At 70.3% G+C, this 26106-nt stretch carries 28 protein-coding genes, 1 tRNA gene and 1 other RNA gene; 16 read left to right on the plus strand and 14 right to left on the minus strand.

Annotated elements, in window-relative coordinates; genetic code table 11:
- Window positions 1–259 precede the first annotated feature (259 nt).
- From purD to ffs, 3 genes are all read right to left on the minus strand, one after another.
- On the minus strand, window positions 260–1510 hold the full coding sequence (gene purD, locus ACH5AF_RS16975; RefSeq protein ID WP_398902436.1) for a phosphoribosylamine--glycine ligase: 1251 nt from the start codon (window positions 1508–1510) through the stop codon (window positions 260–262).
- 61 nt (window positions 1511–1571) lie between these two features.
- Entirely contained in the window at window positions 1572–3860 is a 2289-nt protein-coding gene (locus ACH5AF_RS16980) for a DNA polymerase III subunit gamma and tau (protein WP_398902437.1), read from the minus strand.
- A gap of 94 nt (window positions 3861–3954) precedes the next feature.
- Window positions 3955–4053, minus strand: an RNA gene (ffs, locus tag ACH5AF_RS16985) — signal recognition particle sRNA small type.
- Window positions 4054–4150: 97 nt separating this feature from the next.
- On the opposite strand from ffs, the gene ACH5AF_RS16990 reads away from it, so the two are divergent.
- Window positions 4151–4238: transfer RNA gene (locus ACH5AF_RS16990), tRNA-Ser, on the plus strand.
- Window positions 4239–4318: 80 nt separating this feature from the next.
- Here ACH5AF_RS16990 and ACH5AF_RS16995 read toward each other — a convergent pair.
- Window positions 4319–4615 carry a tyrosine-type recombinase/integrase gene (locus ACH5AF_RS16995; protein ID WP_398902438.1) on the minus strand — a complete coding sequence of 99 codons (297 nt, stop codon included), beginning with the start codon at window positions 4613–4615 and terminating at the stop codon, window positions 4319–4321.
- Between the two features lie 118 nt (window positions 4616–4733).
- On the opposite strand from ACH5AF_RS16995, the gene ACH5AF_RS17000 reads away from it, so the two are divergent.
- Both ACH5AF_RS17000 and ACH5AF_RS17005 read left to right on the plus strand, forming a co-directional pair.
- A complete protein-coding gene (locus ACH5AF_RS17000) occupies window positions 4734–5777 on the plus strand; it encodes a DUF1152 domain-containing protein (RefSeq protein ID WP_398902543.1) in 1044 nt (347 codons plus the stop codon).
- Between the two features lie 17 nt (window positions 5778–5794).
- Window positions 5795–6043 carry a hypothetical protein gene (locus tag ACH5AF_RS17005; protein WP_398902439.1) on the plus strand — a complete coding sequence of 83 codons (249 nt, stop codon included), beginning with the start codon at window positions 5795–5797 and terminating at the stop codon, window positions 6041–6043.
- Window positions 6044–6268: 225 nt separating this feature from the next.
- Here ACH5AF_RS17005 and ACH5AF_RS17010 read toward each other — a convergent pair whose 3' ends face one another.
- The 6 genes from ACH5AF_RS17010 to ACH5AF_RS17035 form a co-directional block, all read right to left on the minus strand.
- A complete protein-coding gene (locus ACH5AF_RS17010; RefSeq protein ID WP_398902440.1) occupies window positions 6269–8011 on the minus strand; it encodes a protein kinase in 1743 nt (580 codons plus the stop codon).
- 564 nt (window positions 8012–8575) lie between these two features.
- Window positions 8576–9187, minus strand: a complete 612-nt coding sequence (locus ACH5AF_RS17015) for a GAF domain-containing protein (RefSeq protein WP_398902441.1) — start codon at window positions 9185–9187, stop codon at window positions 8576–8578.
- Entirely contained in the window at window positions 9180–9773 is a 594-nt protein-coding gene (locus tag ACH5AF_RS17020; protein WP_398902442.1) for a GTP-binding protein, read from the minus strand. The genes ACH5AF_RS17015 and ACH5AF_RS17020 overlap by 8 nt, the downstream gene beginning before the upstream one ends.
- Entirely contained in the window at window positions 9751–10143 is a 393-nt protein-coding gene (locus tag ACH5AF_RS17025) for a DUF742 domain-containing protein (protein WP_398902443.1), read from the minus strand. Before ACH5AF_RS17025 ends, ACH5AF_RS17020 begins: the two co-directional genes overlap by 23 nt.
- Window positions 10144–10146: 3 nt before the next feature.
- Entirely contained in the window at window positions 10147–10542 is a 396-nt protein-coding gene (locus ACH5AF_RS17030) for a roadblock/LC7 domain-containing protein (protein ID WP_177153607.1), read from the minus strand.
- Window positions 10543–10575: 33 nt separating this feature from the next.
- A complete protein-coding gene (locus ACH5AF_RS17035; protein WP_398902444.1) occupies window positions 10576–12060 on the minus strand; it encodes an ATP-binding protein in 1485 nt (494 codons plus the stop codon).
- 578 nt (window positions 12061–12638) lie between these two features.
- Between ACH5AF_RS17035 and ACH5AF_RS17040 the strand changes: the two genes are divergently transcribed.
- Entirely contained in the window at window positions 12639–14060 is a 1422-nt protein-coding gene (locus ACH5AF_RS17040) for an ATP-binding protein (protein WP_398902445.1), read from the plus strand.
- A gap of 275 nt (window positions 14061–14335) precedes the next feature.
- Here the strand turns inward: ACH5AF_RS17040 and ACH5AF_RS17045 are convergent, their stop codons facing one another.
- Entirely contained in the window at window positions 14336–14722 is a 387-nt protein-coding gene (locus tag ACH5AF_RS17045) for a VOC family protein (RefSeq protein ID WP_398902446.1), read from the minus strand.
- A gap of 1 nt (window position 14723) precedes the next feature.
- On the minus strand, window positions 14724–15011 hold the full coding sequence (locus tag ACH5AF_RS17050) for an ArsR/SmtB family transcription factor (protein WP_398902447.1): 288 nt from the start codon (window positions 15009–15011) through the stop codon (window positions 14724–14726).
- A 57-nt stretch (window positions 15012–15068) separates the two neighbouring features.
- On the opposite strand from ACH5AF_RS17050, the gene ACH5AF_RS17055 reads away from it, so the two are divergent.
- The 4 genes from ACH5AF_RS17055 (at window position 15069) to ACH5AF_RS17070 (ending at window position 17805) form a co-directional block, all read left to right on the plus strand.
- A complete protein-coding gene (locus ACH5AF_RS17055) occupies window positions 15069–15236 on the plus strand; it encodes a hypothetical protein (RefSeq protein WP_398902448.1) in 168 nt (55 codons plus the stop codon).
- Window positions 15237–15594: 358 nt separating this feature from the next.
- Entirely contained in the window at window positions 15595–16854 is a 1260-nt protein-coding gene (locus tag ACH5AF_RS17060) for a S8 family peptidase (RefSeq protein WP_398902449.1), read from the plus strand.
- A gap of 452 nt (window positions 16855–17306) precedes the next feature.
- The gene (locus tag ACH5AF_RS17065; protein WP_398902450.1) at window positions 17307–17513 is read left to right on the plus strand and encodes a DUF5988 family protein; all 207 of its coding nucleotides are present in this window, start codon (window positions 17307–17309) and stop codon (window positions 17511–17513) included.
- Between the two features lie 82 nt (window positions 17514–17595).
- Window positions 17596–17805 carry a hypothetical protein gene (locus tag ACH5AF_RS17070; protein ID WP_398902451.1) on the plus strand — a complete coding sequence of 70 codons (210 nt, stop codon included), beginning with the start codon at window positions 17596–17598 and terminating at the stop codon, window positions 17803–17805.
- 78 nt (window positions 17806–17883) lie between these two features.
- Here ACH5AF_RS17070 and ACH5AF_RS17075 read toward each other — a convergent pair whose 3' ends face one another.
- Window positions 17884–18099 carry a hypothetical protein gene (locus tag ACH5AF_RS17075; RefSeq protein ID WP_398902452.1) on the minus strand — a complete coding sequence of 72 codons (216 nt, stop codon included), beginning with the start codon at window positions 18097–18099 and terminating at the stop codon, window positions 17884–17886.
- Between the two features lie 411 nt (window positions 18100–18510).
- On the opposite strand from ACH5AF_RS17075, the gene ACH5AF_RS17080 reads away from it, so the two are divergent.
- The 6 genes from ACH5AF_RS17080 to ACH5AF_RS17105 all read left to right on the plus strand — a co-directional run bounded on the left by ACH5AF_RS17080 (window position 18511) and on the right by ACH5AF_RS17105 (window position 23054).
- Window positions 18511–18957 carry a dihydrofolate reductase family protein gene (locus tag ACH5AF_RS17080; protein WP_398902453.1) on the plus strand — a complete coding sequence of 149 codons (447 nt, stop codon included), beginning with the start codon at window positions 18511–18513 and terminating at the stop codon, window positions 18955–18957.
- Entirely contained in the window at window positions 18954–19100 is a 147-nt protein-coding gene (locus ACH5AF_RS17085; protein WP_398902544.1) for a hypothetical protein, read from the plus strand. The genes ACH5AF_RS17080 and ACH5AF_RS17085 overlap by 4 nt, the downstream gene beginning before the upstream one ends.
- A gap of 221 nt (window positions 19101–19321) precedes the next feature.
- On the plus strand, window positions 19322–19957 hold the full coding sequence (locus tag ACH5AF_RS17090) for a TetR/AcrR family transcriptional regulator (RefSeq protein WP_398902454.1): 636 nt from the start codon (window positions 19322–19324) through the stop codon (window positions 19955–19957).
- The gene (locus tag ACH5AF_RS17095) at window positions 19954–21615 is read left to right on the plus strand and encodes an FAD-binding dehydrogenase (protein ID WP_398902455.1); all 1662 of its coding nucleotides are present in this window, start codon (window positions 19954–19956) and stop codon (window positions 21613–21615) included. The genes ACH5AF_RS17090 and ACH5AF_RS17095 overlap by 4 nt, the downstream gene beginning before the upstream one ends.
- Entirely contained in the window at window positions 21612–22412 is an 801-nt protein-coding gene (locus tag ACH5AF_RS17100; RefSeq protein ID WP_398902456.1) for an SDR family oxidoreductase, read from the plus strand. Before ACH5AF_RS17095 ends, ACH5AF_RS17100 begins: the two co-directional genes overlap by 4 nt.
- Window positions 22413–22694: 282 nt before the next feature.
- Window positions 22695–23054 (plus strand): VOC family protein, encoded by a 360-nt coding sequence (locus ACH5AF_RS17105; RefSeq protein ID WP_398902457.1) that lies wholly within the window; start codon window positions 22695–22697, stop codon window positions 23052–23054.
- A gap of 49 nt (window positions 23055–23103) precedes the next feature.
- Here the strand turns inward: ACH5AF_RS17105 and ACH5AF_RS17110 are convergent, their stop codons facing one another.
- Window positions 23104–23967 (minus strand): sigma-70 family RNA polymerase sigma factor, encoded by an 864-nt coding sequence (locus ACH5AF_RS17110; RefSeq protein ID WP_398902458.1) that lies wholly within the window; start codon window positions 23965–23967, stop codon window positions 23104–23106.
- 449 nt (window positions 23968–24416) lie between these two features.
- On the opposite strand from ACH5AF_RS17110, the gene ACH5AF_RS17115 reads away from it, so the two are divergent.
- On the plus strand, window positions 24417–24833 hold the full coding sequence (locus ACH5AF_RS17115) for a YciI family protein (RefSeq protein WP_398902459.1): 417 nt from the start codon (window positions 24417–24419) through the stop codon (window positions 24831–24833).
- Complete coding sequence (locus ACH5AF_RS17120; protein ID WP_398902460.1) at window positions 24827–26062, plus strand: RNA polymerase sigma factor; 1236 nt, start codon at window positions 24827–24829, stop codon at window positions 26060–26062. Before ACH5AF_RS17115 ends, ACH5AF_RS17120 begins: the two co-directional genes overlap by 7 nt.
- Window positions 26063–26106 lie beyond the last annotated feature (44 nt).

Here is a 26106-nt window from a genome sequence, read left to right on the forward strand (position 1 = left end):
CCGGGCATGTGGACGAGCCCTGCCGGCGAGCCGACCCGGCCGGTTCCCGGGCCTACGGGTCCGGGCGTACGGCCACGGGCAGGTCCGGGCGTACGGCCGCGGACGGAACGTCTGAGGCGGCGCTGAGAAGCCCGACAGAACGGGTCCGGGCGTACGGCCGCGGACGGGGCCCGGCGCCGTGTGCCCCGGGCCCCGTCCGGAAGGAAGGTGCGGCGCGTTCGGGCGCCGGGAGGACCGGCCGGCCCGCCGGCTGTGGTCGTCAGCCCTCCGCTGCCGCGCGGGCGATGTCCGTCCGGTGCTGGGAGCCGGACAGGCGGATGCGCGACACCGCCCGGTAGGCGCGCTCACGGGCCTCGGCCAGGTCCTTGCCCGTAGCGGTCACTGAGAGCACGCGGCCGCCCGCGCTCACGATCGCGTCGCCGTCCCGCTTCGTACCGGCGTGCAGCACGTACGCGTGCGGCGCGTCCTCGGCGGCGACCTCGTCCAGGCCCTCGATCGGGTCACCGGTACGCGGTGTGTCCGGGTAGTTGTGGGAGGCGATGACGACGGTCACGGCCGCGTCCTCGCGCCACTGCAGCGGCGGAAGGGTGTCGAGCGTGCCGTTCGCCGCGGCGAGCAGGACCCCGGCCAGCGGAGTCTTCAGCCGGGCGAGCACGACCTGGGTCTCCGGGTCGCCGAAGCGGGCGTTGAACTCGATGACCCGCACACCGCGCGACGTGATCGCGAGGCCCGCGTACAGCAGCCCGGAGAAGGGCGTGCCGCGGCGGCGCAGTTCGTCGACCGTCGGCTGGAGAACGGTCGCCATGACCTCGTCGACCAGCTTGGGGTCGGCCCACGGCAGCGGGGAGTACGCGCCCATGCCACCGGTGTTCGGGCCCTCGTCGCCGTCGAGAGCGCGCTTGAAGTCCTGGGCGGGCCGCAGGGGAACGACCGTCTCGCCGTCGGTGACGGCGAAGAGGGAGACCTCGGGTCCGTCGAGGTACTCCTCGATGACGACCCGGCCACACGCGAGCGCGTGCTCGCGGGCCTGCGCCAGATCGCCGGTGACGACGACTCCCTTGCCCGCGGCGAGCCCGTCGTCCTTGACCACGTACGGGGCACCGAAGGCGTCGAGCGCCTCGTCGATCTCCTCCGGGGTCGTGCAGACGTAGCTGCGGGCCGTGGGCACTCCGGCCCCGGCCATCACGTCCTTGGCGAAGGCCTTCGAGCCCTCCAGCTGCGCCGCAGCCGCAGACGGGCCGAAGCACGGGATCCCCGCGGCACGGACGTGGTCGGCGACACCGGCGACCAGCGGCGCCTCGGGGCCGACCACGACGAGATCGGCACCGAGAACGGCGGCGAGCCGCGCGACGGCCGGGCCGTCCAGCGGGTCGACCGGGTGCAGCTCGGCGACCTCGGCGATACCGGCGTTTCCGGGCGCGCAGTGCAGAGCGGTGACGTCGGGATCGAGGGACAGAGAGCGGCACAGGGCATGTTCGCGGGCGCCGCCGCCGATGACGAGGACCTTCACGGGCGCCAGCCTAACCGCCGTCCGCCCGAAGTCGTCGTACGGGCCTCCGAGGGCAGGCCCGCTACTCGTTCGTATATTCCTCCACGACCGTGGCGCCGAGCTCGCGCACGATCAGGTCGTGCCCGGAGAGCGCCGAGTCGACGAGGTCCGGATCGTCCTCCTCCGGGACGTCGTCCTCCAGGGAGACCGGCGGGGGCGGAGGCGGGCTGTACGTCTCCTCCGGGCGCGCGGGCTCGGAGGCGGGGTGCGGTGCCGTGGCCGCCTGGGCGGGTGCCTGCCCGGGCCGGTCCGACTCGGCGGGCCGGGGTGCGGAAGCTGCCGGGGAGGGTGCGGCCGGTGCGGCGGCAGGCGGCCTGCCCTGACCGTAGCCGCCCTGGCCGCTGCCGCCCGGACCGCCGTAGCCGCCGGGACCGGACTGGCCGCCGTAACCTCCGGAGCCGCCGGCGGGCTGGGCGCCGCCCGGGCCTCCGCCCGCGCCGCCGGACGGGTCGACGATCGCCTCGACCTTCCACTGCACGTTGAACTGCTCGGCGAGCGCCTGTTTCAGGACGTCCTCGCTGCCGCTGCTCGCGAAGTTGTCCCGGGCTCCGGCGTTGATGAAGCCGAGCTGGAGGGTCGTGCCGTCGAAGCCCGCCACCTGCGCGTTCTGGCTCAGCAGGATCCAGGTGAAGCGGCGGCGGTTCTTGACGGCCTCCAGGATGTCCGGCCACATGTTCCGCACTTGGCCGGCGCCTTGGGACATGACCGGTCCCGGCGCGGGCACGGCAGCGGCGGGAGCCGCGGCGGGCGCGGGCTGCGGGGCCGAGGCCTGGGACGCCGCGGCGGGCGGCGCGCCCTGGCCCTGGCCGGGAGCCGAAGTCGTGGGCCAGCCGCCGGGCCGCCGCGGGGTCTCCTGTCCTCCGCCGGCACCGGCCGAGCCCGGCCAAGCGCCGGGACGGGCGGGCGCGGAAGAGGTCGGTACGGGCGGCTGCGGGGCCTGCTGGGCGGCGGGCTCGGGTACGGAGGCCTGGGCGGCGGGCGCCGGTGCCGTGGTAGGTGCGGGAGTCGGTGCCGGGGCGGCTGGGACTGCCTCCGGCCGTACGGCGGCGCGTGCCGCGGCCGGGCCGCCGGCGGACGGGGCGGGCACATGCGCTTGCGCCTCGGGCCCGGGGACGTACCCCATCGCCGGCCCCTGGCCGCCCGCCGAGAACGTCGCGCCGCGCTCCAGCCGGTCCAGCCGGGCCTGCACGGACCGCTCGTCGTCGAAAGCGGCGGGCAGCAGCACGCGGGCGCAGATCAGCTCCAGCTGGAGCCGCGGCGACGTGGCGCCCCGCATCTCGGTCAGACCGGTGTTCACCAGGTCGGCGGCGCGGCTGAGCTCGGCCGCGCCGAAGACCGACGCCTGCGCCTGCATGCGCTCCACCACGTCGGCGGGCGCGTCGATCAGGCCCTTCGTCCCCGCGTCCGGCACGGCCGCCAGGATCACCAGGTCCCGCAGCCGCTCCAGCAGGTCGGCGACGAACCTGCGCGGGTCGTTCCCGCCCTCGATGACGCGGTCGACGACCTCGAAGGCCGCGGCGCCGTCGCCCGAGGCGAAGGCGTCCACGATCGAGTCGAGCAGCGACCCGTCCGTGTAGCCGAGGAGGGCGGTCGCCATGGCATATGTCACACCGTCCTCCGCCGCGCCCGCCAGCAGCTGGTCCATCACGGACATGGAGTCACGCACCGACCCGCCTCCGGCACGCACGACGAGCGGCAGCACGCCATCCTCGACGGGGATGCCCTCGCGGCCGCACACCTCCGCGAGGTACTCCCGGAGCGTGCCGGGCGGCACCAGGCGGAACGGGTAGTGATGCGTCCTGGACCGGATGGTCCCGATGACCTTCTCGGGCTCGGTCGTCGCGAAGATGAACTTCAGATGCTCCGGGGGCTCCTCGACCACCTTGAGCAGAGCATTGAAGCCCGCCGAGGTGACCATGTGGGCCTCGTCGATGATGTAGATCTTGTAGCGGCTGCTCGCCGGCCCGAAGAACGCCTTCTCGCGCAGGTCACGGGCGTCGTCCACGCCTCCGTGGGATGCGGCGTCGATCTCGATGACGTCGATCGAACCGGGGCCGTTGCGTGCGAGGTCGAGGCAGGACTGGCACTCGCCGCAGGGCGTCGGCGTCGGGCCCTTCGCGCAGTTCAGACAGCGGGCGAGGATGCGGGCGCTGGTCGTCTTGCCGCAGCCGCGCGGTCCGCTGAACAGGTACGCGTGATTGACCCGGTTGTTCCGCAGGGCCTGCTGCAACGGGTCGGTGACATGCTCCTGCCCGATGACCTCGGCGAACGACTCGGGGCGATAGCGGCGGTACAGCGCAAGGGACGACACGCTTACGAGGTTATCGGGACGCACCGACAATCGAAGCCGCCCCGAGATACCGCGACCGCCTGCTCTCCGGGGCGACCACGCACCGCCGCCCGCACACGCAAGCGCCCCCCACGCACCCGCCAGAGCCGACCTACCCTTGCTGCCTTCCGGCCCTGGGGGAGTTCAGTCAGATAGCGCCACGTGAGGGGCTGCGCCCAGGTTACCCGATGGACGGGGATGATCGGACCCCGGTTCCGAGGCGAGGGCAACGGGTTCGCGAGCACTCCTCAACGTCTTGTATTGTTTGCGGCGGAGGATTCGCCTAGTGGCCTAGGGCGCACGCTTGGAAAGCGTGTTGGGGGCAACCCCTCACGAGTTCGAATCTCGTATCCTCCGCCAGTGCCTCACCGGGCACGATGTCGAAGGGCCCCACCGCTCGCGGTGGGGCCCTTCGACATCGTCCATCTCATTTTTCCGTCTCAGTTGTCCTTCGGCGACTCCCAGAGCATGTCGCCGACTTGCTGGGCGACCTTCCGCAGCATGGGCCCGGTGATGTGCATGTACCGGGCGCACATCCTGGCCGCTCCCCCGGGCTCCCAGCCCATGATCGAGTCGACCACGACGTCCGGGACGCCGAGGAGGAGAAGCACCGTCGCCGCGGTGTGGCGAGCGTCATGCAGCCGCCCGTCCCGTACGCCGGCGTCCCGCAGGAGCCGCTTCCGCACGTGGTAGTCGGTGTTCGGGCTCAGCGGCCCGCCTGTGGGTGAAGCGAACACGTACCCCTTGTCCTCCCAGTCACCGCCGGCCGCAGCTACGCCCGGAACCCGTACCCTGACGCGGGTGACGCGCTTGATCGTGGCTGCAGGTGGAGGAGGCGACGCTGTCGCCGCCGCAATGCTGGACGCCGCCCTCTACGGCGACGAGAGTCCGGCGCTCGTTCTCACCTACGCGTGGGACAGACTGCTGATCGACCCCGTGCCAGGTCCACGAGGCTCGGCCGGCTTCACGGGCCTTCGCCCCATCACCCGAAGCGTCCAGGCCGTGCCCTCCGACGCGAAGCCAATCGCCCCCGCAGGATCTACGCTTCCTCGTCTCGCCGCAGAGCTACCGCAGACCCTCGCCTTGATCGATCCGCACCATGGCGCCGAGGGCATCACGCGCCAGCTCGAAGAGCTCGTCCAGCACCTGGCCCCCGAGTCCATCGACCTTCTGGACGTCGGCGGAGACATTCTCGCCAAGGGCGACGAGCCCACACTCCGCAGCCCACTCGCGGACGCGCTCACGCTCGCCGCATGCTGCCAACTCAATGCGCCGGTACGGCTCCTGGTCGCCGGCCCCGGACTGGACGGTGAAGTCCCAGCCGAGGACCTGCGGGACCGCCTGGGCGCATCAGTCCTGACGCTCCACGCCGAGCACGTCCAGCCGGTCAGCACCGTACTGGAGTGGCATCCGTCCGAAGCAACAGCGATGCTCGCGGCGACGGCCCGAGGCATCCGTGGTCTGTGCGAAGTCAGGGACGCCGGCCTGCCAGTACCTCTCACCGACGAGGGCCCCACTGTCCACGAAGCGGACCTGGACGACGCCCTCCAGCGGAACGAGCTCGCACGAGCCCTTCTGCCGACGGAAACGCTCGACGAGGCCGAGCAGCACAGCCGCGAGATCTGCGGGTACTCGGAGATCGACTACGAGCGCAACAAGGTCAGTTGGCTCGGCAGCCAGCCCGAGCAAGAGCTCGACCCGGAAGCCACGCTCCGCCGGCTCGACCAGTTCGAGGCCGAAGCCCGCTCCCGCGGAGTCAGCCACACGACGTTCCGCCGGATCACGGAGGCGCTTGGACTCAGCGGCAAGCAGCGCGAGGACCTGAGGGCCCTCCTGATCAGCAGCCGTCCGGACCAGTACGCAGCCCCACTCTGGCGCATCGCCGGTCACGAGAGCTGACAGCAGGTCGACGACCGATGAGCGCCTTCGCGAGCGACGCAGCACTCGATGACGTGCGGGACACCACAGGCAACGGCACCGAGGTCGACGTAGCCACGAATCTGCTGACCGGAGCCGTACGGCTCTCGATTCTGTGGACGCAGGAGATCCTGCTTTCACCCGAAGACGCCGCGAAGGTTGCCGCGGCGCTGGCGAGGGCTGCCGATCAAGGCCGCCAGATCAGTTCCAGCAAACCAGCAGAGCACTGCGAGCCCCGGCCTGAGTAACAAATGCGGCATCGTCGGGCAGTCTCGGGGCCCTACGAGGGCGACCAGGCGGAGCGACTGCACTGAGCACGCGGCTGCAGCAGCGCAGTACCGCAACTGCGGACAACCGTCCCCGTCGAGCCGGCTGGTGCGGGCCGCCAAAGACCGCCTCTGAAGCGGTCCCGGGCCGTCGCGGGGTTACCACGGTGGCGGCTTGCGCCCCCATACAGCACTGGTTGGGAACGCCTAGCAGCGGGGCAGGGTGCCGCTCTCCTTGGTGAGTTTGGTGCTGTGGGCCCAGCCTTCGGTGTTCGTCCCATCGATACGGGCGTAGATCCACTTGTTGCCGTGGGCGTTGGTGATGTAGCAGTGGTAGTAAAGCTTCACACCGGTCTTGACCACGGTCACGTACTGGCATTCCGCGTACGGCCCGGTGTAGAGGTGGGACGTCTCGGCCAGGTAGCCGTAGCCGTTGCTGCGGTTCTCGTGGCCCCAGCCGGTGCAGGCCGTCGACACCGGGGTGGGCTCCTTCACCGTCGGGCTGGGCTTGGTCTCTGGGGACGCCGACGGGCTCTCGGTCGGCTTGTCGCCTTCGACGCCGGGCTTCTTCGTGGGGCCCGGCTCCTCGCCCTCGTGACCGTCCGGCTCCTCCGAGGTCGACGACTTCGAGGGCGTGCCGGGAGAACCGGCGGACGACGGGGTGCTGCCCCCGGGCGACCATGGGCTGTCCGTCGGGGAGCCGACGCCGGGCGGCGTCGCCTGTGCGCGGTCCGTGGTCGTGCCGCCCTGTTGGGACGTCAGGGCGTAGGTGATGCCGGCGCCTGTGGCGAGGAGCACGACGGCGGCCGCTGCCGCGACGACGGTGCGGTTGCTGCGGCGCCGTGTGCGACGGGCTGCCGTCCGGCTCGTCTCGGGAGCGGGGACTCCGGCGTGGCCGGCGACCGGCGCGCCGTGCTGCGGCAGGTCGGGCTGCGCGTAGCCATCGTGCGGAGGCTCAGACTGCGGGGCGGGCTGGGGGAACAGCGGGGGACCGAACCCGGGGGCCGGTGCGGCGGCGGCCGCAGCCCCGGGACCCACCGTGGGAGCGGGAGCGGGTGTCGGCGTCGGAGCGGCGGATGCGAGGCGCACCGTTACGCCCGAGGCGACGCGCTCGAGCATGCCGCGCGCCTGTTCCGCGGTGGGCCGGTTCTCCGGCTCCTTCGCCATCAGCGCCTGGAGCACCGGCGTGAGTGGTCCCGCCCGGCGGGGCTCCGGCAGGGGCTCGGTGACGATCGCCGAAAGGGTGGACCACGCGGACGTGCGGCGGAACGGCGAAGTGCCCTCCACGGCCGCGTAGAGCGTCATGCCGAGCGACCAGATGTCCGACGCGGGACCGGGCTCCCTGCCCTGCGCGCGCTCCGGCGGCAAATAGTCGAGGGAACCGACGAGTTGCCCGCTCTGGGTCAGCTTGGCCATGGCGTCGTCGCCGGAGGCTTCCATGCTGGCGATGCCGAAATCGGTAAGCACGACCCTGCCGCCGTGCTCGATCAGTACGTTTCCCGGCTTGACGTCCCGGTGGAGTACGCCGGCCCGGTGTGCGGCGTCGAGCGCGTCCATCAGCTTGGCGCCGATCGCGGCGGCTTCGTGCGGCTCCAGTGTGCCGCGCTCCATCAGCACGTCGTCGAGCGAGGGTCCGTCGACAAGTTCCATGACGATGACCGGGAGGCCCTGCTCCTCGGTCACGTCGTGCACGGTGACCACGCCGCTGTGCCGGATACGGGCGGCGGCCTGCGCCTCCCGCTGCATCCGGGTCCGCACGCCGGCCAGTTCGGCTGCGGAGGTGTCGGTGAAAGCCCGCAGGACCTTGACGGCGACCTCTCGGTTCAGGAGTTCGTCCACCGCCCGGGCGACCACTCCCATGCCGCCGCGCCCGATCACGGAGGTCACCCGGTAACGCCCGCCGAGTACCTTGCCCGTCAGCTCTCCCCCATGCGCTTCCCCCGCGGTCACCGCACGCTCCGTTCCGTGGTTGTTCGTGAACCATCAATCCGAAGTCCTCAAGGGTAGAGGCAGGGGCGTGAGGAAAAGGCGGCGGCCGTGCGCAAGCATGTGGCTGCCCATCAGGGTTGGCGCCCATGGCGCGCACGGTGGTCCCTGGCCGTGCGTCTCGGCTGACGTCAGATGTCAGAGCCGGGTGCCAACTTCCGCCGTCCAAGGGAAAAGCGAAGACGACGGGCCCGGGGGAAGCGCCACCAGCTCAGCAATGACGCAGGACGCGCCTGCACGGCGAGCGCACCAGATACACACCAGACAGGGCAGCGTTCACATCGTATCCGCAGGTGTGCGACGCGCAGGGCACCGTCCGCACCGTCAGTACGGCAAGCACTCCACAAGTTCTGCACCCGGTGCGCACCAGATCGGGCGGCGGATCGCGGCCGGCCATGGTCCACACGTCCCCCGCGCACGCGTCCACCTGGTCTTGTCAGCGCTGCGGGTGAATCGGCCGGGCACAGCCGCTGACAAGACGTGCCCGCTCCTGCCGGCGGCCGAAGATCCTCTCTCGAACAGGCTTCCTCACGAGCCGTGCGCCCGCCGCTGGATGCGCTCCACCAGGTCGGCAGCCATCGTCTTGATGGTCTCCAGCCCCTGTTGACCCCAGGGATGCGGATCCTGGTCCACCACGCAGATCGTGCCCAGCACCATGCCCGTGTTGTCGATGAGCGGAGCGCCCAGGTAGGAGTGGATCCCAATGGCATCGACCACGTGGTTCCCGGCGAAGCGTGGGTAGTCGCGGACATCCTCCAGCACCAGAGCCTTGCGCCGCTTGACCACATGCGGGCAGAAACCGATGTCGAAGGAACGAGGCATCACCCGGCCGGGCACGGGATCGTCGAGAAGGGGGGACTCCAGGTTCACGGTCGTGTCGGCTGCCGCGCTGTACAAGCCCGCGTAGTACTGACGGCTCTGGTCGACAAGGAAGTTGACCCCCGCGTAACACCCCCCGGTGCGCTGCGCGAGTTCACGCGCGAAGTCATCGAACTCCGGAACGGGCTTGTCCTCGATCCCCAGTTCCCGAAGCCGGCGTGTCCGCGCCTCTGCCTCAGGGTCCTCCGGAGGGAGAAGCAGATGACGCACGGCGATCGCTATCTCCCCTCCGAAGGGAGACTTGTACACCATCTCAGCCATGCGAACTCCTTGAAGTGATCAGATGCTCCACGAGGGAAAGCAGAACCCGAATACCCGAGCTGGACAGGCGGGCATCACAAAGGACCACTGGGACCTCGGGCTTGAGGTCCAGCGCCGCCCGCACCTTTTCCGGCTCATAGCGGTGCGCTCCGTCGAACTCATTGACCGCGACGACGAAGTTGATGCCTCGCGCTTCGAAGAAGTCGACCGCCGCGAAACTGTGGTCAAGCCGACGGGTGTCGGCGAGCACTATCGCACCGAGCGCACCGGCGGACATCTCGTCCCACATGAACCAAAAACGCTCCTGACCGGGCGTGCCGAACAGATAAAGCACGTGGTGGGGGCTGAGGGTGATCCGGCCGAAGTCCATCGCGACCGTGGTGGTGGCCTTGTTCTCCACCCCCTCCAACCTGTCCGTGGCAGCACTGACCTCGGTCAGCAGTTCTTCCGTGCTCAGCGGCTCAATCTCGCTCACTGCTGCCACAAAGGTGGTCTTGCCCACCCCGAAACCCCCGGCGACCAAAACCTTGATCCCCATCGGAAGGGAGTCGGCGCCGGGTGTCTCAGAGCCGTTTGAGGAGCCCATCCCGCAACGCCTCCAATAGATCTCGATCGGGGGGAGAATATGACCCCGGTGTTCCCGTGTCGAAGCGCCGTGTGACGACCGCCCCACGCTCCATCAAGTCGGACAGCAACACCTTGATCACCGTTGCCGGCATCCGCGTGTGTCCCGCGATCTCAGCCACCGTGACCGGCGTCCGGCACAGGTCGAGCACATGTCCGTGATCCAGTCCGAGGTTGGTCCGCAGCACGGTACCCGTGGCCACCACCATGGTCATCAAGTCGAATTGGCAGGTGGGTCTGGTGCGTCCGTCACTGAAGGTGTAGGGCCGAACCAGCCGCCCCAGGGCATCATCGAGCAACGGCCTATGCGGATCGTCCGGATCATCCGGCATCTCTCACTGCCCCGCCGGCTGACGGGGAGCGGCCCCCAGGTGGCTGCGGACGCTCTTCACCATCATGGTCATCTCGTAGCCCAGCACCGGCACATCCGCCTCGCGTCCGGCCAGCACTGCCAACAGGGCGCCCTGCCCGGCCGCGGAGACAAAAAGCATCGAGCTGCTGAGTTCGGTCACGACCTGTCGCACATCACCGCCGTCATCGAATCGCTTGCCGGCACTGCGCGCCAGAGAGTGGAGCCCGCTGGCGAGGGCCGCCAGATGATCCGCCGCGTCTTTGTCCAGTCCGTCCGAGGCCATCACCAGACCGTCCGAGGACAACAGCAGTGCACTGCGCGTGTGCGGTACGCGCTGCACAAGGCCGCTCAACAGCCAAGAGAGATCTTCACTCACCACAACTGCCCACTTCTCCTCAATGACGTGAAACTGCTAGGGGGCCGGGTCCGGTCGGATCTCCCCGCCGAGGGACGGGGAGGTGTCAGTTTCCTCGGAGTCCTCAGCCAGGCGGACGCCGCTCTGAAACGCGGCCATCAGGCCGGGATCGTGATCGTCTTCCTTGGGCGCCACGGCAGCCTGGGGAGACTGCCGCAATTCCGGGGCGAGGTGTTCCTGACGGCGCCGCTGGGGCAGCACGGGGGGAGCATCTCCCTGCTTGGGGGCCGCGACGGGGGCGTGTAGTGGTTGGGCCGCCGGTGCGGGTACCGGATCCAGAGCGACAGACGTGTCCGGCTCAAGTGCCTGCTCCGTCGCGTCGACGGCGTGTCCATGAGGGGCGGCAGGAGTGAGGTCCGGCTGCTGTTGTCGCTGTGACTCCACGACGTCCGGGCCCCGGCCCAGCAGCTCGTGCGGCAGCACCACCACCGCTTGTGTACCGCCGTAGACATTGCTCTGGAGTTGCACGACGATGCCGTGCCGCCGGGCCAGCACAGAGACCACGTACAGGCCGATGCGACCGTCCTGGAGCAGCTCGCCCAAGGCGATCCTCTCAGGGGAGGCGAGCAGGGCGTTCATCTGGTCCCGCTCGGTGGAGGTCATGCCCAGACCTCGGTCCTCGACCTCGATCGCCAGCCCGGCGGTGACGTGCTCGGCACGCAGCAGCACCTGGGTCTGGGGACGGGAGAACACCGTGGCGTTCTCCACCAGCTCCGCCAGCAGGTGGACCACGTCGACGACCGCGTGCCCGCTCACCGTCCCATCCACCGGAGGCACCATCTTGACCCGCGAGTACTGCTCGATCTCGGCAGCCGCGGAACGCATCACATCAGCCATGCTGACCGGTCGGGTCCACTGGCGGTAGGAGGCGTCGCCGCCGAGCACGGCCAGATTCTCGGCGTATCGCCGGACACGGGTGGCCAGGTGGTCCACATGGAACAAGCCTTTGAGCAGGTCCGGGTTCTCGACCTCGTTCTCCAGGTCGTCCAGCAGCCCGATCTCGCGGTGCACGAGAGACTCCAGCCTTCGGGCCAGATTGGCGAAGACCTCGAAGTGCTCGCCGCCACGCTCCCGTGCCCCGAGCTCCACCACAGTCGTCTCGGCAACGCGCTGGGCGGATGCGATCTCTTGCCCCGGCGGATCCAGCGCATCACCCGTGGGCAAGGGGCTGGTCCGATGCCGCTGATCTTCTGCCAGCTGTTGGCCAGGCTCCATCTGCCGTCGCAGCTCGGCCAGTTCGGCCTGGCTCCGTGCCGCGAACGAGCTCAGCTCGATGTGGCTGCGTGCCACGGCCCGCGCCTTCCCGGCGGCGATGAACGCTGCGCCCGAGAGGATCACGCAGACGAGCAGCAGCGTGCCATTGAGCAGACCCCAGAAGGCGCTCTTGTCGACATGGCCCACTCCTGCGGTGAACAGGAGCGCAGCGCCTGCGGCTCCGATGATCGCGACCAGCACGGCCGGCAACACCGCCAGAAGCACCATGTGGCGCTCAACCGCCTTGCCACGTCCGCCCAGAATGTCAGGAACATGCCACGCCTGAAAGTCGGCGGGCACCCTCTCCTGGTGGGCATGAGCGGGCAACATCAGACGTTCCTGCATCACAGTCCCTGGTTGCGTATCGGCCAGCAGGCTGAAAAGTGTACGGCGCACGTTACCCCTAACGGCACCTTACGTCACGCGTGGTGACGTCGTGGGGATGGATTCAACGGTCCGCGCGCCCCTGAACGGCCACCGGTGCCGTGACCCACGATTCCCGAGCTCAGAGCGCGGGTTCGATGCCCGTCACTCACTCTCGAAAGAAAGGCCCAGGTCAGCCACCTGCGCCCGCTTCATCATCCAGACCTTCCAGAGGTCCCCGCACCTTCCGGCTGTCATACGTGGCTGATCACCGCAGTGAGTTCGGTCAAGCGATCAATTTGCCGGCATCCGGGGCGACACGGGGCCACGGGGCCACGGGGCCACGGGGCCACGGGGCCACGGGTCGAGCGAAATGCCCGGATCAGATACTGCCAGACACGATAGTATTGCTGTCGATACTATCTTTGTTGGGAGTAGTGGCCGTGCGTCGATTCATCGGGCGGGAGCGGGAGCTGCGGGTTTTGGGCGCGGCCTTCGACAAGGTCCGCGAGGGGAGCGGTTCCCAGAAGCCCGGCGAGTGCGTCCTGCTGCGCGGGCGGCGACGGGTGGGAAAGTCGAGCCTGGTCGAGGAGTTCCTCAGCCGGGCCGACGTCCCGTATCTCTTCTTCACCGCAGCGGGCGGATCAGCGGAGGACGAGCTGACGGAACTGCTCGACGCCGTCGCTTCCTCCACCCTGCCGGAGCGGTCTCTCTTCGCCGAAGAGGCTCCGACCCAGTGGAACGCCGCGTTCCGGCTGCTGGCGGAGATCCTGCCCGACGACAGCCCGAGCGTGGTCGTGATCGACGAGGTCCCGTACCTCATGGACCGGATCGACGCCTTCGAAGGCATGCTGCAGCGGGCGTGGGACCGGCTGCTCAGCCGCAAGCCGGTACTCCTGCTGCTGGTCGGCTCCGATCTGTCGATGATGGAGGCGCTGAACAGCTACGACCGTCCCTTCCACCAGCGCGGGCGCGAGATGGTCCTCGGGTCGCTCAATCCCGCAGACATCAGCGACATGCTCGGCCTGGAACCGGCGGCCGCCTTCGACGCGGCACTGGTCACCGGCGGTCTGCCTCTCATCTGCGCCGAGTGGCCGCAGGGGGCCACGCTGTGGGAGTTCCTCCGGACCGCGCTCGACAATCCCATCTCCGCACTCCTGGTCTCCGCCGAACGGTCACTGGCCGCCGAGTTCCCTCCCCAGGCGATGAGCCGGGAAGTGCTGCGTGCGATCGGAAGCGGCGAGCGCACGTTCACCAACATCGCCCGGGCAGCCGGCGGAATCGCCCACACGACCCTCACCCGGGCCACGGACGTCCTGACGGAGAAGCGAGTGGTCGCGGCCGAACTGCCCGTCTCCCTCCGGCCGTCCAAGGAGCGCCGCTACCGGGTGGCCGACCCGTACTTGCGCTTCTGGCTGGCGTTCCTCGATCCGCACATGGCGGAGATCGAGCGCATGCGCGGCGACCTGACCCTGAGCCGGATCAAAGAACGATGGACAAGCTGGCGCGGCCGGGCCGTCGAGCCGCTCGTACGCGAATCCCTTGCGCGCCTCCTGCCCGACGGCGACCTGCCCGCCGCCCCGGCCATCGGCGGATACTGGACCCGCAGCAATGACGTCGAGATCGACCTGGTCGGAGCCGACCGTCAGCCGGTGGCGAGACAGCTGTTGTTCCTCGGATCGGTCAAGTGGCTGGAGAAATCGGCCTTCGACAGCCACGATCTCGCCGCACTGCACAAACACCGGGCAGCGGTCACCAATGACCCCGTGCCGCTGATCGCGGTTTCCCGCAGCGGCGTCAGCTGCGCCGGGCTCCAGGCAACGTACGGCCCGGAAGAACTGGTCACCGCCTGGCGCGGAAACTGAACAGCCGGATCGGGCCCTACCCAGCCGCCGACGTCTGGGTGGTCGCGAAGATCCGGTCCAGGTGGTGACGGAGCACCGCGATGGCAGACTCCGGACTCCGTCGGCCCAGACCGGTCCAGACCGGTCCAGACCGGTCCAGGCGTTCCGTGCCGTTCCGTGCCAAGGTGGTGCCGGACTGTGCGAACCAGCCTACGGCCGCCTGGTCATGCTCGACCTCAGCCCCGGCAGGCCACCGGCCATACCCGCTGCACCGCCCTCATGAGCAGTCTGGCTCGCTATCCCTGGTGCGCGATCTGGATCAGGTTGCCGCATGTGTCGTCGAAGACGGCCACGGTCACCCTCCCCATCTCGACCGGCTCCTGCGTGAACCGCACACCGAGCTCGCGTAGCCGCTTGAACTCCGCGCGGACGTCGTCGACGGCGAAGGACGTGTACGGGATCCCGTCGTCGACCAGCGCCTGTTTGAAGGGCTTGGCGGCGGGGTGCCCATCCGGTTCCAGGACGAGTTCTGTGCCGTCGGGGTCGTCGGGCGAGACCACGGTCAGCCACCGATCTTCGCCGAGTGGGACTTCCGTCTTCTTCACAAAACCCAGCACCTCTGTGTAGAAGCGCAGGGCCTTGTCCTGATCGTCGACAAGGACGCTGCACAGGTTGATCCGCATATCAGCTCTCCGGTCGGTCGCGCCTGAGCCACCGGGTAGCGATGCGCTCGAGCGGCTCTGTCCTGAGGTCGTGGAATTTGCAGCGGCCTTCCCGTCGGGTCTCGATCAGGCCCGCGGCCTCGAGCACGGCCAGATGCTGCGAGATCGCCTGGCGGGACGACCCGAGCCCGTGCTTCGTGGTGAGCCGCGCGCAGATCTCGAACAGCGTCTGCCCGTTCCGCTCGGTCAGCTCGTCGAGGATCTTTCTCCGGGTGGGATCCGCCATTGCCTTGAAGACCTCGTCTGCCACTCCCCAACGATAGGCAAGCATCTACTTGCCAGCATCTACTTGCCTATCAAGGCCTGTGTGCCCGAGACCCCTGGGCGCAGCGGCAAGCAGCGACAGGAGCTGAGATCGCTCCTGATCAACAACCGCCCCGAGCAGTACGCTGCCCCACCCCGGCGCATCCCAGCTCGCTCCATCCCGATGACCGGCAACGCTCGGGCGTCCGCGGCCGCGTTCGCGGTCCCGTGAACGGCGATCCCGTCCGACGCGAGATCAGAGGTGCCGGCCCGGTGCGGCCGGCGCCGGCCCTACGCCGCTCCACGTCTTGTCGGCTCGCAGAGGCATCACATGCGGTGTCGGCGCCGCGGTGGGCGGCGCATCCTCGCAACGAGGCCGAGGGGGCGGGCTGCGACCGGGAGCGTGGGCCGCACAGGACCACATGGTTGACAGATGGTCAGGGAATCCGGTGAACGCCGGATGTCGGCCCGCCGCCACCGCCGCGAACCTGCTAGCTGTGAGCGCGGTAGCGAAGCGTACACGCTACGAAAAATTATCCGAAAACACCTCGTTGACTCTCCGTTTCCAGTGTCCTCAAGAAAGGTCCGGGATGCGCAAAATCTTCCCTGTCGCTCTCCTCGCGCTCGTTCTTGCCGCCGCACCACTGACCCCGGCGGCGGCCGAGGCGCCTCCGCAGTCCGACCTGATCCCCGGCGGGTACATCGTGACCCTCAAGGACACAGCCGCTCCCGAGGGTGGCGGCATGGACGCGGCTGTGGAAGCGGCTGTCGAGCAGGCCACCACCCTGGGTGCCGATGTGCAGCACGTGTACCGCTACGCCGTCCACGGCTACGCCGCGTCCATGAGCCCGAGCGTCGCGGCCGAGCTCGCCGACGACCCGCGGGTGCGTTCGGTGGAGCCCAACCGGCGTGTACAGGCCACCGCTCAGTCGGTCCCGACCGGTGTGGACCGGGTAGAGGCCGACAAGAGCCCCACAGCGGCCATCGACGGCACCGACACCCGCGTGGACGCCGATGTCGCCGTCATCGACACCGGGATCAACGCGAGCCACCGCGACCTCAATGTGTACCGGGCCGGCGGCAAGAACTGCTGGCTGCCCTTCCTGCCCCCCACCGACTGGCACGGTCACGGCACGCACGTCGCCGGAACCATCGGCGCCCTGGACAACGACACCGGTGTGGTCGGTACGGCACCGGGTGCCCGGCTCTGGCCGGTGCAGGTGCTCGACCCCTTGGGCAGCGGCACCACCGCGGCGGTCATCTGCGGCATCGACCACGTCACCCAGCACGCCGACGAGATCGAGGTCGCCAACATGAGTCTGGGCGGCTCGGGCACCGACGACGGCAACTGCGGCAAGAGCAACAACGACGCCATGCACCGGGCGATCTGCAACTCCGTCGCGAAGGGCGTCACCTACACCGTGGCGGCCGGCAACGACCACGGCGACGCCAAGAACATGATCCCCGCCGCGTACGACGAAGTGATCACGGTCAGCGCCCTGGCCGACTTCGACGGCAAGCCGGGGGGTCTCGGCCAACCGACGTGCCGCAGCGACAAGGACGACACCTTCGCCGACTTCTCCAACTACGGCGCGGATATTGACCTCATCGCGCCCGGCGTGTGCATCCGCTCCACCTCCGGCAGTGGCGGCTACACCACGCTGTCCGGCACCTCGATGGCCGCGCCCCACGTCGCAGGCGGCGCAGCGCTGTACCGGGCCACCCACCCCGACGCACTGCCCCAGAACGTCAAGACGGCCCTGCAGGACGCCGGAGGCGTCGACTGGACCTGGCCCTCCGAGGACGGCGACAGCACCAAGGAGCGTCTGCTCGGACTCACGTCCTTCTGACGGCGGGTCACCTGCACCGTGGTGTGGGCGCGCATCGGCACCGGTGCGCGCCCACACCACAGTTACTTCTGCGCAGGCGCCGCGAGCAGCACTCCGCTCAACGGACCACGCAGGGCAGCGACCCGTAGCGGCGCACGCCGCCCACAACACCCGACCACCAGAGGCCCGCATGGCCGCCCTCGATCAGCACGACGACGTGAGTCGCACACTCGCCGGCATCGCCGACGAACTCACCCGTTGTCTCGCCTGGTTCGGCAATGCCTACCCCGGCACCCTTCGGTATTTGAGCACAACCGAAAGCGCACGACCGCGCGAGTCGGGATCAACCGAAAGGCCCCACCGTTCGCGGTGGGGCCCTTCGACGTAACCGGACGCCGGCTGCCTCTCATGTGGCGGCGGGCCACCGGCGCGTCATCGGGGAGTGGATAACGGGCTTTGGGGAGACTTCCGCCATGAACGACAACACGAAAGCAGTCCTCGAAGGCGGACCCGACGATCTCCCGGAGCGGATCGTCGACCTGTCCACGCCCGGGGGCGATCTCAAGATTCCGTTCCGGGGCGGCTACGAGCACTTCAAGGCCACCTCACGGCAGCAGGAGACCGCCGAGGGGGCGCTGCCCGTCTACGAGTGGTGGGAGCGCACGGAGCTTCCGGGCTGAGCACCGCTCAGACCGCGGCTCCCGCTGCTTCGTGTGCCGTGCGGACGAAGGCGCGGACCGTTCAGTCACCGGTGCCCTCACCGTGACCGCCGCCATCGTGCTGCTCGTCCTCGGCCTGGAGCGCGCCACGCACACTGGGGTCACGCGCACGCCGGGGTCACCGGGTCACTCGCCACACCGGGCGCCCGCCGAGGTCACCTTCGTCGCCGTCGAGCGGCGTGGGAAAAGGGGCGCGTCCCTTCAGGCTCCGCACATGCGCAGGACCCCGGAACTGGAAATTCCGGGGTCCTGACCGGCCCTCGCGGCATGACGATGCGCGGGGCGGGGCCGGGAGTGCGCGTGGCCGGGAAGGCCGTGCGGCAGGGCGTTCTCAGACGCCGGTGGTGTGCACCGACACGAGGCCCGTGACCGTGGAGGCCGGCACGACGGACGCGAGGGACTGGGCGGTCCCGACGACGTCACCGACGTTCACGGCAGCGCCGTAGCCGTTGACACCGGCGTGGGCGCTGGCGATACCGCCGGAGATGTTGTCCAGCTCGCTGTCGGAAATCTCGGCGGTCTCAACAGGGGTGAAGTCGTTACGCACTTTCTCTCCCTTTCCATGCTGGGGGGAATTCCGGAACCGATGCCGATGGAATGGGCATCAATGGAAACAGGCCGGCGGAAATTCTCGCCCGACGCCCGGAACGGGCGTCAATGATCACGACTCCCGCACCCCAGGATGAGATCACGCGTGGAGACCAACTAGCAACTAACGTTCCGGTTTTGACGGTGAATACTTCTTCACGACTACGACAACTGACCTGCACGTCTGTCCGCCTATTCGTGACGAACCAGACCAGGGGGAAAGCGGGGGCGAATGTCGCCAGATGTCTGTTTCTTCGCCGGTTCGGGGCACAGGTGATGCAAAAGTGCCGTGTCCGATGAATTCAGGGCGCGGATGCCGTCTGCCTTTACAGGACCGAACACCACCACGCCCGCCCGGAAGAGGTGCCCGATGCGCAAGCTGATCGTCTGCAACATCGTCTCGCTCGACGGCTACTTCGAGGGCCCGGGCGGAGACGTCATGGCCATGCCGTTCGACCACGGGTTCTCCGAGTACAACGCCGAGCGGCTGCGGGCCGCCGACACCCTGCTGCTCGGCCGCACGTCGTACGAAGGGTTCCGGCGCTACTGGCCGGCGATCGCCGACGATCCCGACGCCCCACCGCTGGAGCGGGAGATCTCCCGCCGCAACAACGACATCGACAAAGTGGTCGTCTCTGACACCCTGGAGCCGGACCCCGCGGCCCCGTGGCAGAACACCCGCATCATCGGCCGTGCCGAGGCGCACGACCGGATCGCCGAGCTCAAGAACGGCCCGGGGCGCGACATCGTCGTTTCGGCAGCCACACCCTGTGGAACGACCTGCTGGCCCACGGCCTCGTCGACGAGCTGCATCTGATGATCGGCGCCGGCGTGCTGGGAGAGGGCACCCGGGCCTTCGAGAGCCGGCCGCCGGTCTCCCTGCGGCTCCTCGGCACCCGCACCTGGGACGGCTCGGGGCTCGTGCTCGTCCGGTACGCCGTCGAACCGACCAGGTCATAAGCGCCAGGCATCCGCCTGCCAGGCCCCGCCTCCCCAGGCCCGCCCGCCTGCCAGGCCCCGCCTCCCCAGGCACGCGCCCGCCTGCCAGCCGCCCGTCCGACTGCCTGGCGGCCCCCATCCGCCGGACCCGGCCGTCCTGGACACCCGCCCCGCCGCGTCCGCACCCTTGTCGATACACGAACGCATCCGATACGTTCGCGCATCGAACAAGGGGACCGGCCATGACGACCACCACCGCATCCGCACCCAGACGTGTCACCGCCCGCCGCGCGCGGACGCGGCGGCGCATGCTCGACGCCGCCCTCCAGGTGTTCGCGGACGAGGGCTTCGGCCGCTCGACCGTGGAGCGCATCTGCGAGCGGGCCGGCTACACGCGCGGCGCCTTCTACTCGAACTTCTCCTCCCTCGACGAGCTGTTCCTGGCCATGTGGGAGGAGCGCTCGCAGCGCATGCTCGCCGACCTGCGCGAGGCCCTGACCGAGGTCTCCGGCGCGGCGCCCGACGAGGCGCTGCGGGCCGCGCTCCGCGCGATTCCCGTGGACGACGCCTGGTACAGGGTGACGGCCGAGTTCACGGCGCACGCGCTGCGCAATCCGCCGCTGCGGCGGGTGATGGCGGCCCGCGAGCAGGCAATCCTCGACACGATCCTGCCGGTCGTCGTCGACGCGCTCGGGCGGACCGGGCGGCGGGTCCCCGATGTGGTGGCCCTCGGGCAGGCCCTGGTCGCCGTGCACGACGGCACCGCCGTACAGGTGCTGCTCGAACCGGGCAGCGAGGTGCCGCACCGGCGCCGCGAGGAGCTGTTCAGAGTCGTTCTGCAGGCGTACAGCACGCCTGCCACCGAGGAGGCAGCGTGAGCGAGGACGCCGACGTCATCGTCGTGGGCGCGGGACTGGCCGGTCTCGTCGCGACGTACGAACTCACCCGCGCCGGGCGGCGGGTGGTGGTCGTCGACCAGGAGAACGAGGCCAATCTCGGCGGCCAGGCGTTCTGGTCGCTCGGCGGGCTGTTCCTCGTCGACAGCCCCGAGCAGCGGCGGATGGGCATCGAGGACTCCGTCGAACTGGCCCTGTCCGACTGGCTGGGCTCGGCCGGTTTCGACCGGGAGCGCGAGGACCACTGGCCGCGCCGGTGGGCCGAGGCGTACGTGAACTTCGCCGCCGGTGAGAAGCGGGACTATCTGCAGCGCCTGGGGCTGCATGTGATGCCGACGGTCGGCTGGGCCGAGCGCGGCGCCGGCGCGGCGACCGGGCACGGCAACTCGGTGCCGCGGTTCCACATCACCTGGGGCACCGGCCCCGAGGTGGTCCGGGTGTTCCGCGAGCCCGTGCTCGCGGCGGCCGCGCGCGGGCTGGTCACGTTCCGCCACCGTCACCGCGTCGACGGGCTGGTCGTCGAGAACGGGGCGGCGGTCGGCGTGCGCGGCACGGTGCTCGAACCGTCCGCCGAGCCGCGCGGCGTGGCCTCGTCCCGCAGGCCCGCGGGCGAGTTCGAACTGCGCGCGCAGGCCGTGGTGGTGACCTCCGGCGGCATCGGCGGCAACCAGCAGCTGGTCCGCGACAGCTGGCCCGCGGAGCGGCTCGGACCCGCGCCGCGGTCGATGATCACAGGCGTTCCCGCGTACGTCGACGGCCGGATGCTTTCGATAACCGAGGCCGCGGGCGGCTCGATCGTCAACCGCGACCGGATGTGGCATTACACCGAGGGCATCAAGAACTGGGACCCGATCTGGCCCCACCACGCGATCCGCATCATCCCCGGCCCCTCCTCCCTGTGGCTGGACGCGAACGGGCGCAGGCTCCCGGTGCCGCTGTTCCCGGGCCACGACACGCTCGCCACGCTGAAGCACATCGTGAGCACCGGCCACGACCACTCGTGGTTCGTGCTGACGCGGGCGATCGTGGAGAAGGAGTTCGCGCTCTCCGGCTCCGAGCAGAACCCCGACATCACCGGCAAGGACCTGAAGCTCGTGCTGTCCCGGGTGAAGAAGGGCGCTCCCGGGCCCGTGCAGGCGTTCCTCGACCGCGGCGAGGACTTCGTCGTACGGCCGACCCTCAAGGAGCTCGTCAAGGGCATGAACGCCCTCTCGCCCGACTGCGAACTCGACTTCGCGCAGGTCGAACGGGAGGTCCTCGCACGCGACCGCCAAGTGGGCAACGCGTACTCCAAGGACTTCCAGCTGATGTCCGTCACCAATGCCCGGGCGTACTGGCCCGACCGGCTCACCCGCGTGGCCAAGCCCCACCGCCTCCTCGACCCCGACCAGGGGCCGTTGATCGCCGTACGGCTGCACCTGCTGACCCGCAAGACGCTCGGCGGCCTGGAGACGACGCTGGACTCCCAGGTGGTCCGCCCCGACGGAGCCGCCTTCGAGGGCCTGTACGCGGCCGGTGAGGTCGCCGGGTTCGGCGGCGGAGGGGTGCACGGCTACAACGCGCTGGAGGGCACGTTCCTCGGCGGCTGTGTCTTCTCCGGCCGTGCCGCCGGTCTCGCGATCGCCCGGCGGCTGGCATGACGGCCCGGGGCACGGCCCTGGTGACGGGAGCGTCGTCCGGTATCGGCGCCGCCGTGGCCGCCGCGCTCGTCGGGCGCGGCTACCGCGTTTACGGCACGAGCCGCGATCCGGCTTCGGTCGCCGACCCCGTGCCCGGCGTGGAGTACCTGGCGCTCGACCTCACCGACGACGCCTCCGTCGAGGCGTGCGCCGCGGCGGCCGGAGCGGTGGACGTCCTGGTCAACAACGCGGGAGAGAGCCAGAACGGGCCGCTGGAGGAACTCCCCATGGAGGCGCTGGAGAGACTGTTCCGGCTCAATGTGCTCGGGGCCGTACGGCTCACCCAGCTCCTGCTACCCGGAATGCGGGCCCGCCGCCGCGGACGGGTGGTCATGGTGGGCTCCATGCTGGCCAGTTTCCCGCTCGCGTACCGGTCCTCGTACGTCGCCTCGAAGGCGGCGCTGAAGGGCTTCGCGAGCGCGGCACGGCGCGAGGTCGCCCCGTACGGCGTCGGCATCACCACCGTCGAGCCCGGGTCGGTCAACACGGGCATCAGCGAGCGCCGCACGCAGTACGTGGCCGAGGACTCGCCGTTCCTGGCGGAGTACCGGACGATGCTCGCCGCGCTCAACGCCAATGAGTCCAGGGGTGTCCCCGCGGAACGCGTCGCCTCGACGGTGATACGGGCGATCGAGGCCGCGCGGCCCCGGCCGCTCTACGCGGTGGGCAGCAACGCGCCCGTGGTGTTCGCGCTGCGCAGGTTGCTGCCACGGGCGGCCGTCGAGCGCATGGTGGCCCGCAAACATGGGCTGCGCTGAGGGGCACGCACAGGCACCGGCCGCACTGAAGGACACCCGCATGGACAGGCCGCACTGAAGGACACCCGCATGGACAGGCCGCGTTGAAGGGCAGGCACGCACAGGCACCGGCCGCACTGAAGGACACCCGCATGGACAGGCCGCGTTGAAGGGCAGGCACGCACAGGCACCGGCCGCGCTGAGAGTTACGGGAGAAATCCGGCGTGGCGGTCACACACTGCCCGCGCGCCGGGTCACCACAGTGAAAGCCCACCGGGACGACCCGTCAGCGAGGAGCACGCCATGAGCGCCACCACCGAGGCCATGAAGACCGTCATCTACCCCGTCCGCGACCTGGAGGCGGCGAAGTCCCTGTTCAGGGCGCTGCTGGGGGTCGATCCCTCCATGAACGAGCCGTACTACGCCGCCTTCGCCGTCGCCGGACAGCACTTCGGTCTCGACCCCCACGGACACGGCAAGGGCATGACCGGTCCCGTCTGTTTCTGGGACGTCGACGACATCGAGGGCCGGCTCAAGGCACTCACCGACGCGGGCGGCGAGACGCTGCAGGGCGTGCGCGACGTCGGCGGCGGCAAGCTGACCGCCATGGTGAAGGACGGCGACGGCAACATCATCGGCCTCGCGCAGGCACCGGCCGCCTGAACCGCCACCGCGGCGAGGGGCCGGCCTGGGGCGGGCCCCTCGGTGGACCTCACTCGCCCACCGGCTCCAGTTCCACCGCGGCCAGCAGTTCCGGATCGGCCAGGATGTCGATCGCGGCGATCCGGCCGTCCGTGACCGTGAAGTCGAAGACCACCCGCGGTGTGCCGCCCACCGCCCACACGAGTCCCGCCGCGCCGTCGACCAGCACGGGACGGGCCGCCTTGGCCCGGCCCGCGAAGGTCCGCGCCACGGCCGCCGCCCCGTGCGCCCCGGCCGCGCCCGTCAGCGCCGCCACGCCGTCGACCCGCACCACCGCATCCGGATCGAGCAGCGTGAGCAGCGCCTCGAAGTCTCCGCCGCGCGACGCGGCGAGGAACGCCTCGACGACCTGGCGCCGGCGCTCCGGCGCCGCCTCGGGGACCACCCCCGAGTTCTGCACCCGGCGACGGGCCCGGCTCGCGAGCTGACGGGCCGCGACGGGGCTGCGCTCCACGAGAGGGGCGATCTCGTCGAACGGCACGACGAACATGTCGTGCAGCACGAACGCGAGACGTTCGGCGGGCGACAGCGTGTCCAGCACTACGAGCAGCGCGAGCCCGACGGAGTCGGTGAGTTCGGCCTGCTGCGCCGGGTCGGGCCCGGCGCCGGGGGTCTCAGGGAGGGACGCGTCGAGGGACTCCTCGCGCCGGGTCTCGTGCGCGCGCAGCATGTTCAGCGACACCCGGGCGACGACCGTGGTCAGCCAGCCGCCCAGGTTCTCGATCTCGCCGCTGCCCGTACGGCTGAGCCGCAGCCACGCCTCCTGCACGGCGTCGTCCGCCTCGGCGGCCGAGCCGAGCAGCCGGTAGGCCACCGCCCGTAGCCGCGTCCGGTGCGCTTCGAAACGCTCCGCCAGGAAGTCGCTGTCGTCCATGGGTCACATGCCTCCGCGGTGAAGTCTCGCTGATGTGACCCCGCACGGCGCCCCGGTGCGACAGGTGGCCGCCGGACGCCGTCACCGCAGTGCGCCGCCCGGTCGTCGAAACGCCGTGCACCGCGCGTCCGGGCGCGCCCGGTGTGACGCATGGTCGTCTAAGTGCGTGCGCCGCGCCGCGCGCCGCGCGCTGAGCGCGCCGCCCGGCGCCCGGCGCCCCTTGTTCGTGAAGCCACCGCGTGACAGGACGCCACCGGCCGCCGTCTGCGCCGACGGATCTCGGCTTCACCCGTGGCCGCCGCCACGCCCGCCTGAGAAAATTCCGGCGCGCCTGTCGAGAATCCGTCGTCGGCTCCGACGTCCCCTGTGAGAGTTGCCCACAAGCGGGCGGCACCGAGGGGCGAAGGCCCCGCACGAGCACAAGGGCACGAGGGCGAGGGAGCGAGACCATGAAGTATCTGGTGATGATTCAGGGCACGCAGGCCGACTACGAGGCCATGCGCGGCAAGGGGTCCCCGGGAGCCCCCGCGTGGAGTGAGAAGGAACTGCAGGCGATGTTCTCGTTCATGCAGTCCGTCAATGACGACCTGGCCGAGTCCGGCGAGCTGGTCGACGGGCAGGGGCTCGCCGAGCCCGCGCAGACCCGCTGTGTCACCGCGGGCCCCGACGGCCGTCCGGTGATCACCGACGGCCCCTACGGCGAGACGAAGGAGCTGCTCGCCGGTTACTGGGTCCTCGACTGCGAGAGCCTGGAGCGGGTCACGGAGATCGCCGCACGTGTGGTGCAGTGCCCCACCCCAGAGGGCACCACGCAGTATCCGGTCGTCATCCGTCCCATCCTCGACGGTGGAGGCGATGTGTGTTGAACCCCGCGAACGGGACCGAAGACCTGCTGCGCCGCCACGCGCCGCAGGTCCTCGGCGCGCTCGTGCGGCGCTACGGCCACTTCGACCTGGCCGAGGACGCGGTGCAGGAGGCCCTGCTGGCGGCGGCGCGGCAGTGGCCCGCCGCCGGGGTGCCGGACAATCCGCGCGGCTGGCTGATCCGGGTCGCCGCCCGCAGGCTCACGGACACGCTGCGCGCCGAGGAGGCGCGGCGGCGCCGGGAGGAGACGGCCGTGCAGCTCGCCCCCCGGGACGCCTTCACCGCGCCGCCGCCCGGTGAGAGCCGCGCACCGGCCGAGGACGACACCCTCACCCTGCTCTTCCTGTGCAGCCACCCGGCGCTGACGCCGGCCGCGCAGGTGGCGCTCACGCTCCGGGCGGTCGGCGGCCTGACGACGGCGGAGATCGCCCGCGCGCATCTGGTGCCGGAGGCGACGATCGCGCAGCGGATCAGCCGGGCCAAGCAGAAGATCACGGGGCTGCCCTTCCGCCGGCCGGGCCCGAAGGACCGCGACGCCCGGCTCGCCGTGGTCCTCCAGGTGCTGTACCTGATCTTCAACGAGGGGTACACCGCAACCTCGGGCGCCGCACTGCACCGCGCCGACCTGGCACGCGAGGCGATCCGGCTGACCCGCGCGGTGCGCCGGCTGCTGCCGCGCGACGGCGCGGTGACCGGGCTGCTGGCGCTGATGCTCCTCACCGAGGCGCGCAGCCCGGCCCGCACCGGCCCGCACGGGGAACTGGTCCCGCTCGACGAACAGGACCGCACGCTCTGGGACCGGGACGCCATCGTCGAGGGCGCCGCCCTGGTGGAGGAGGCCCTGCACGAGGGCCCGGCGGGCGCGTACCAGCTCCAGGCGGCCATCGCGGCCCTGCACGACGAGGCGGACCGCCCCGAGGACACCGACTGGCCGCAGATCCTCGCGTTGTACGACGTCCTTGTCGGCCGCTTTCCCGAGCCGATGGCCGAGCTCGGCCGCGCGGTGGCGGTGGCGATGGTGCACGGCCCGCGCGCAGGACTCGGCGAAGTGGCGCAAGTGGAGCACCGTCTGAAGGGACATCACCGGCTGGACGCCGTACGGGCGCACCTGCTGGAGCGTGCGGGTGACAGGGAAGGCGCCCTGGCCGCCTACCAGTCGGCGGCGCGGCACACGCTCAGCCTGCCGGAGGCGCGCTACCTCCAGATGCGGGCCGCCCGGCTGACGCCCTGACACACGGCCCATCGGCGCTGGCGGCCGGTACGCCGCCGGGCGAT

This window comes from Streptomyces sp. NPDC018833 (assembly GCF_044390825.1).
Taxonomy (GTDB): domain Bacteria; phylum Actinomycetota; class Actinomycetes; order Streptomycetales; family Streptomycetaceae; genus Streptomyces.

Coding starts and splice junctions, on each gene's coding strand:
- ACH5AF_RS17060 (WP_398902449.1), top strand. CDS start 15,595: ATGCGCAAAATCTTCCCTGTCGCTCTCCTCGCGCTCGTTCTTGCCGCC.
- ACH5AF_RS17020 (WP_398902442.1), bottom strand. CDS start 9,773: ATGGGCTCCTCAAACGGCTCTGAGACACCCGGCGCCGACTCCCTTCCG.
- ACH5AF_RS17000 (WP_398902543.1), top strand. CDS start 4,734: ATGCTGGACGCCGCCCTCTACGGCGACGAGAGTCCGGCGCTCGTTCTC.
- ACH5AF_RS17045 (WP_398902446.1), bottom strand. CDS start 14,722: ATGCGGATCAACCTGTGCAGCGTCCTTGTCGACGATCAGGACAAGGCC.
- ACH5AF_RS17105 (WP_398902457.1), top strand. CDS start 22,695: ATGAGCGCCACCACCGAGGCCATGAAGACCGTCATCTACCCCGTCCGC.
- ACH5AF_RS17035 (WP_398902444.1), bottom strand. CDS start 12,060: ATGGTGCTTCTGGCGGTGTTGCCGGCCGTGCTGGTCGCGATCATCGGA.
- ACH5AF_RS17015 (WP_398902441.1), bottom strand. CDS start 9,187: ATGGCTGAGATGGTGTACAAGTCTCCCTTCGGAGGGGAGATAGCGATC.
- ACH5AF_RS17110 (WP_398902458.1), bottom strand. CDS start 23,967: ATGGACGACAGCGACTTCCTGGCGGAGCGTTTCGAAGCGCACCGGACG.
- ACH5AF_RS17005 (WP_398902439.1), top strand. CDS start 5,795: ATGAGCGCCTTCGCGAGCGACGCAGCACTCGATGACGTGCGGGACACC.
- ACH5AF_RS17080 (WP_398902453.1), top strand. CDS start 18,511: ATGCGCAAGCTGATCGTCTGCAACATCGTCTCGCTCGACGGCTACTTC.
- ACH5AF_RS17065 (WP_398902450.1), top strand. CDS start 17,307: ATGAACGACAACACGAAAGCAGTCCTCGAAGGCGGACCCGACGATCTC.
- ACH5AF_RS17100 (WP_398902456.1), top strand. CDS start 21,612: ATGACGGCCCGGGGCACGGCCCTGGTGACGGGAGCGTCGTCCGGTATC.
- ACH5AF_RS17025 (WP_398902443.1), bottom strand. CDS start 10,143: ATGCCGGATGATCCGGACGATCCGCATAGGCCGTTGCTCGATGATGCC.
- ACH5AF_RS17115 (WP_398902459.1), top strand. CDS start 24,417: ATGAAGTATCTGGTGATGATTCAGGGCACGCAGGCCGACTACGAGGCC.
- ACH5AF_RS17090 (WP_398902454.1), top strand. CDS start 19,322: ATGACGACCACCACCGCATCCGCACCCAGACGTGTCACCGCCCGCCGC.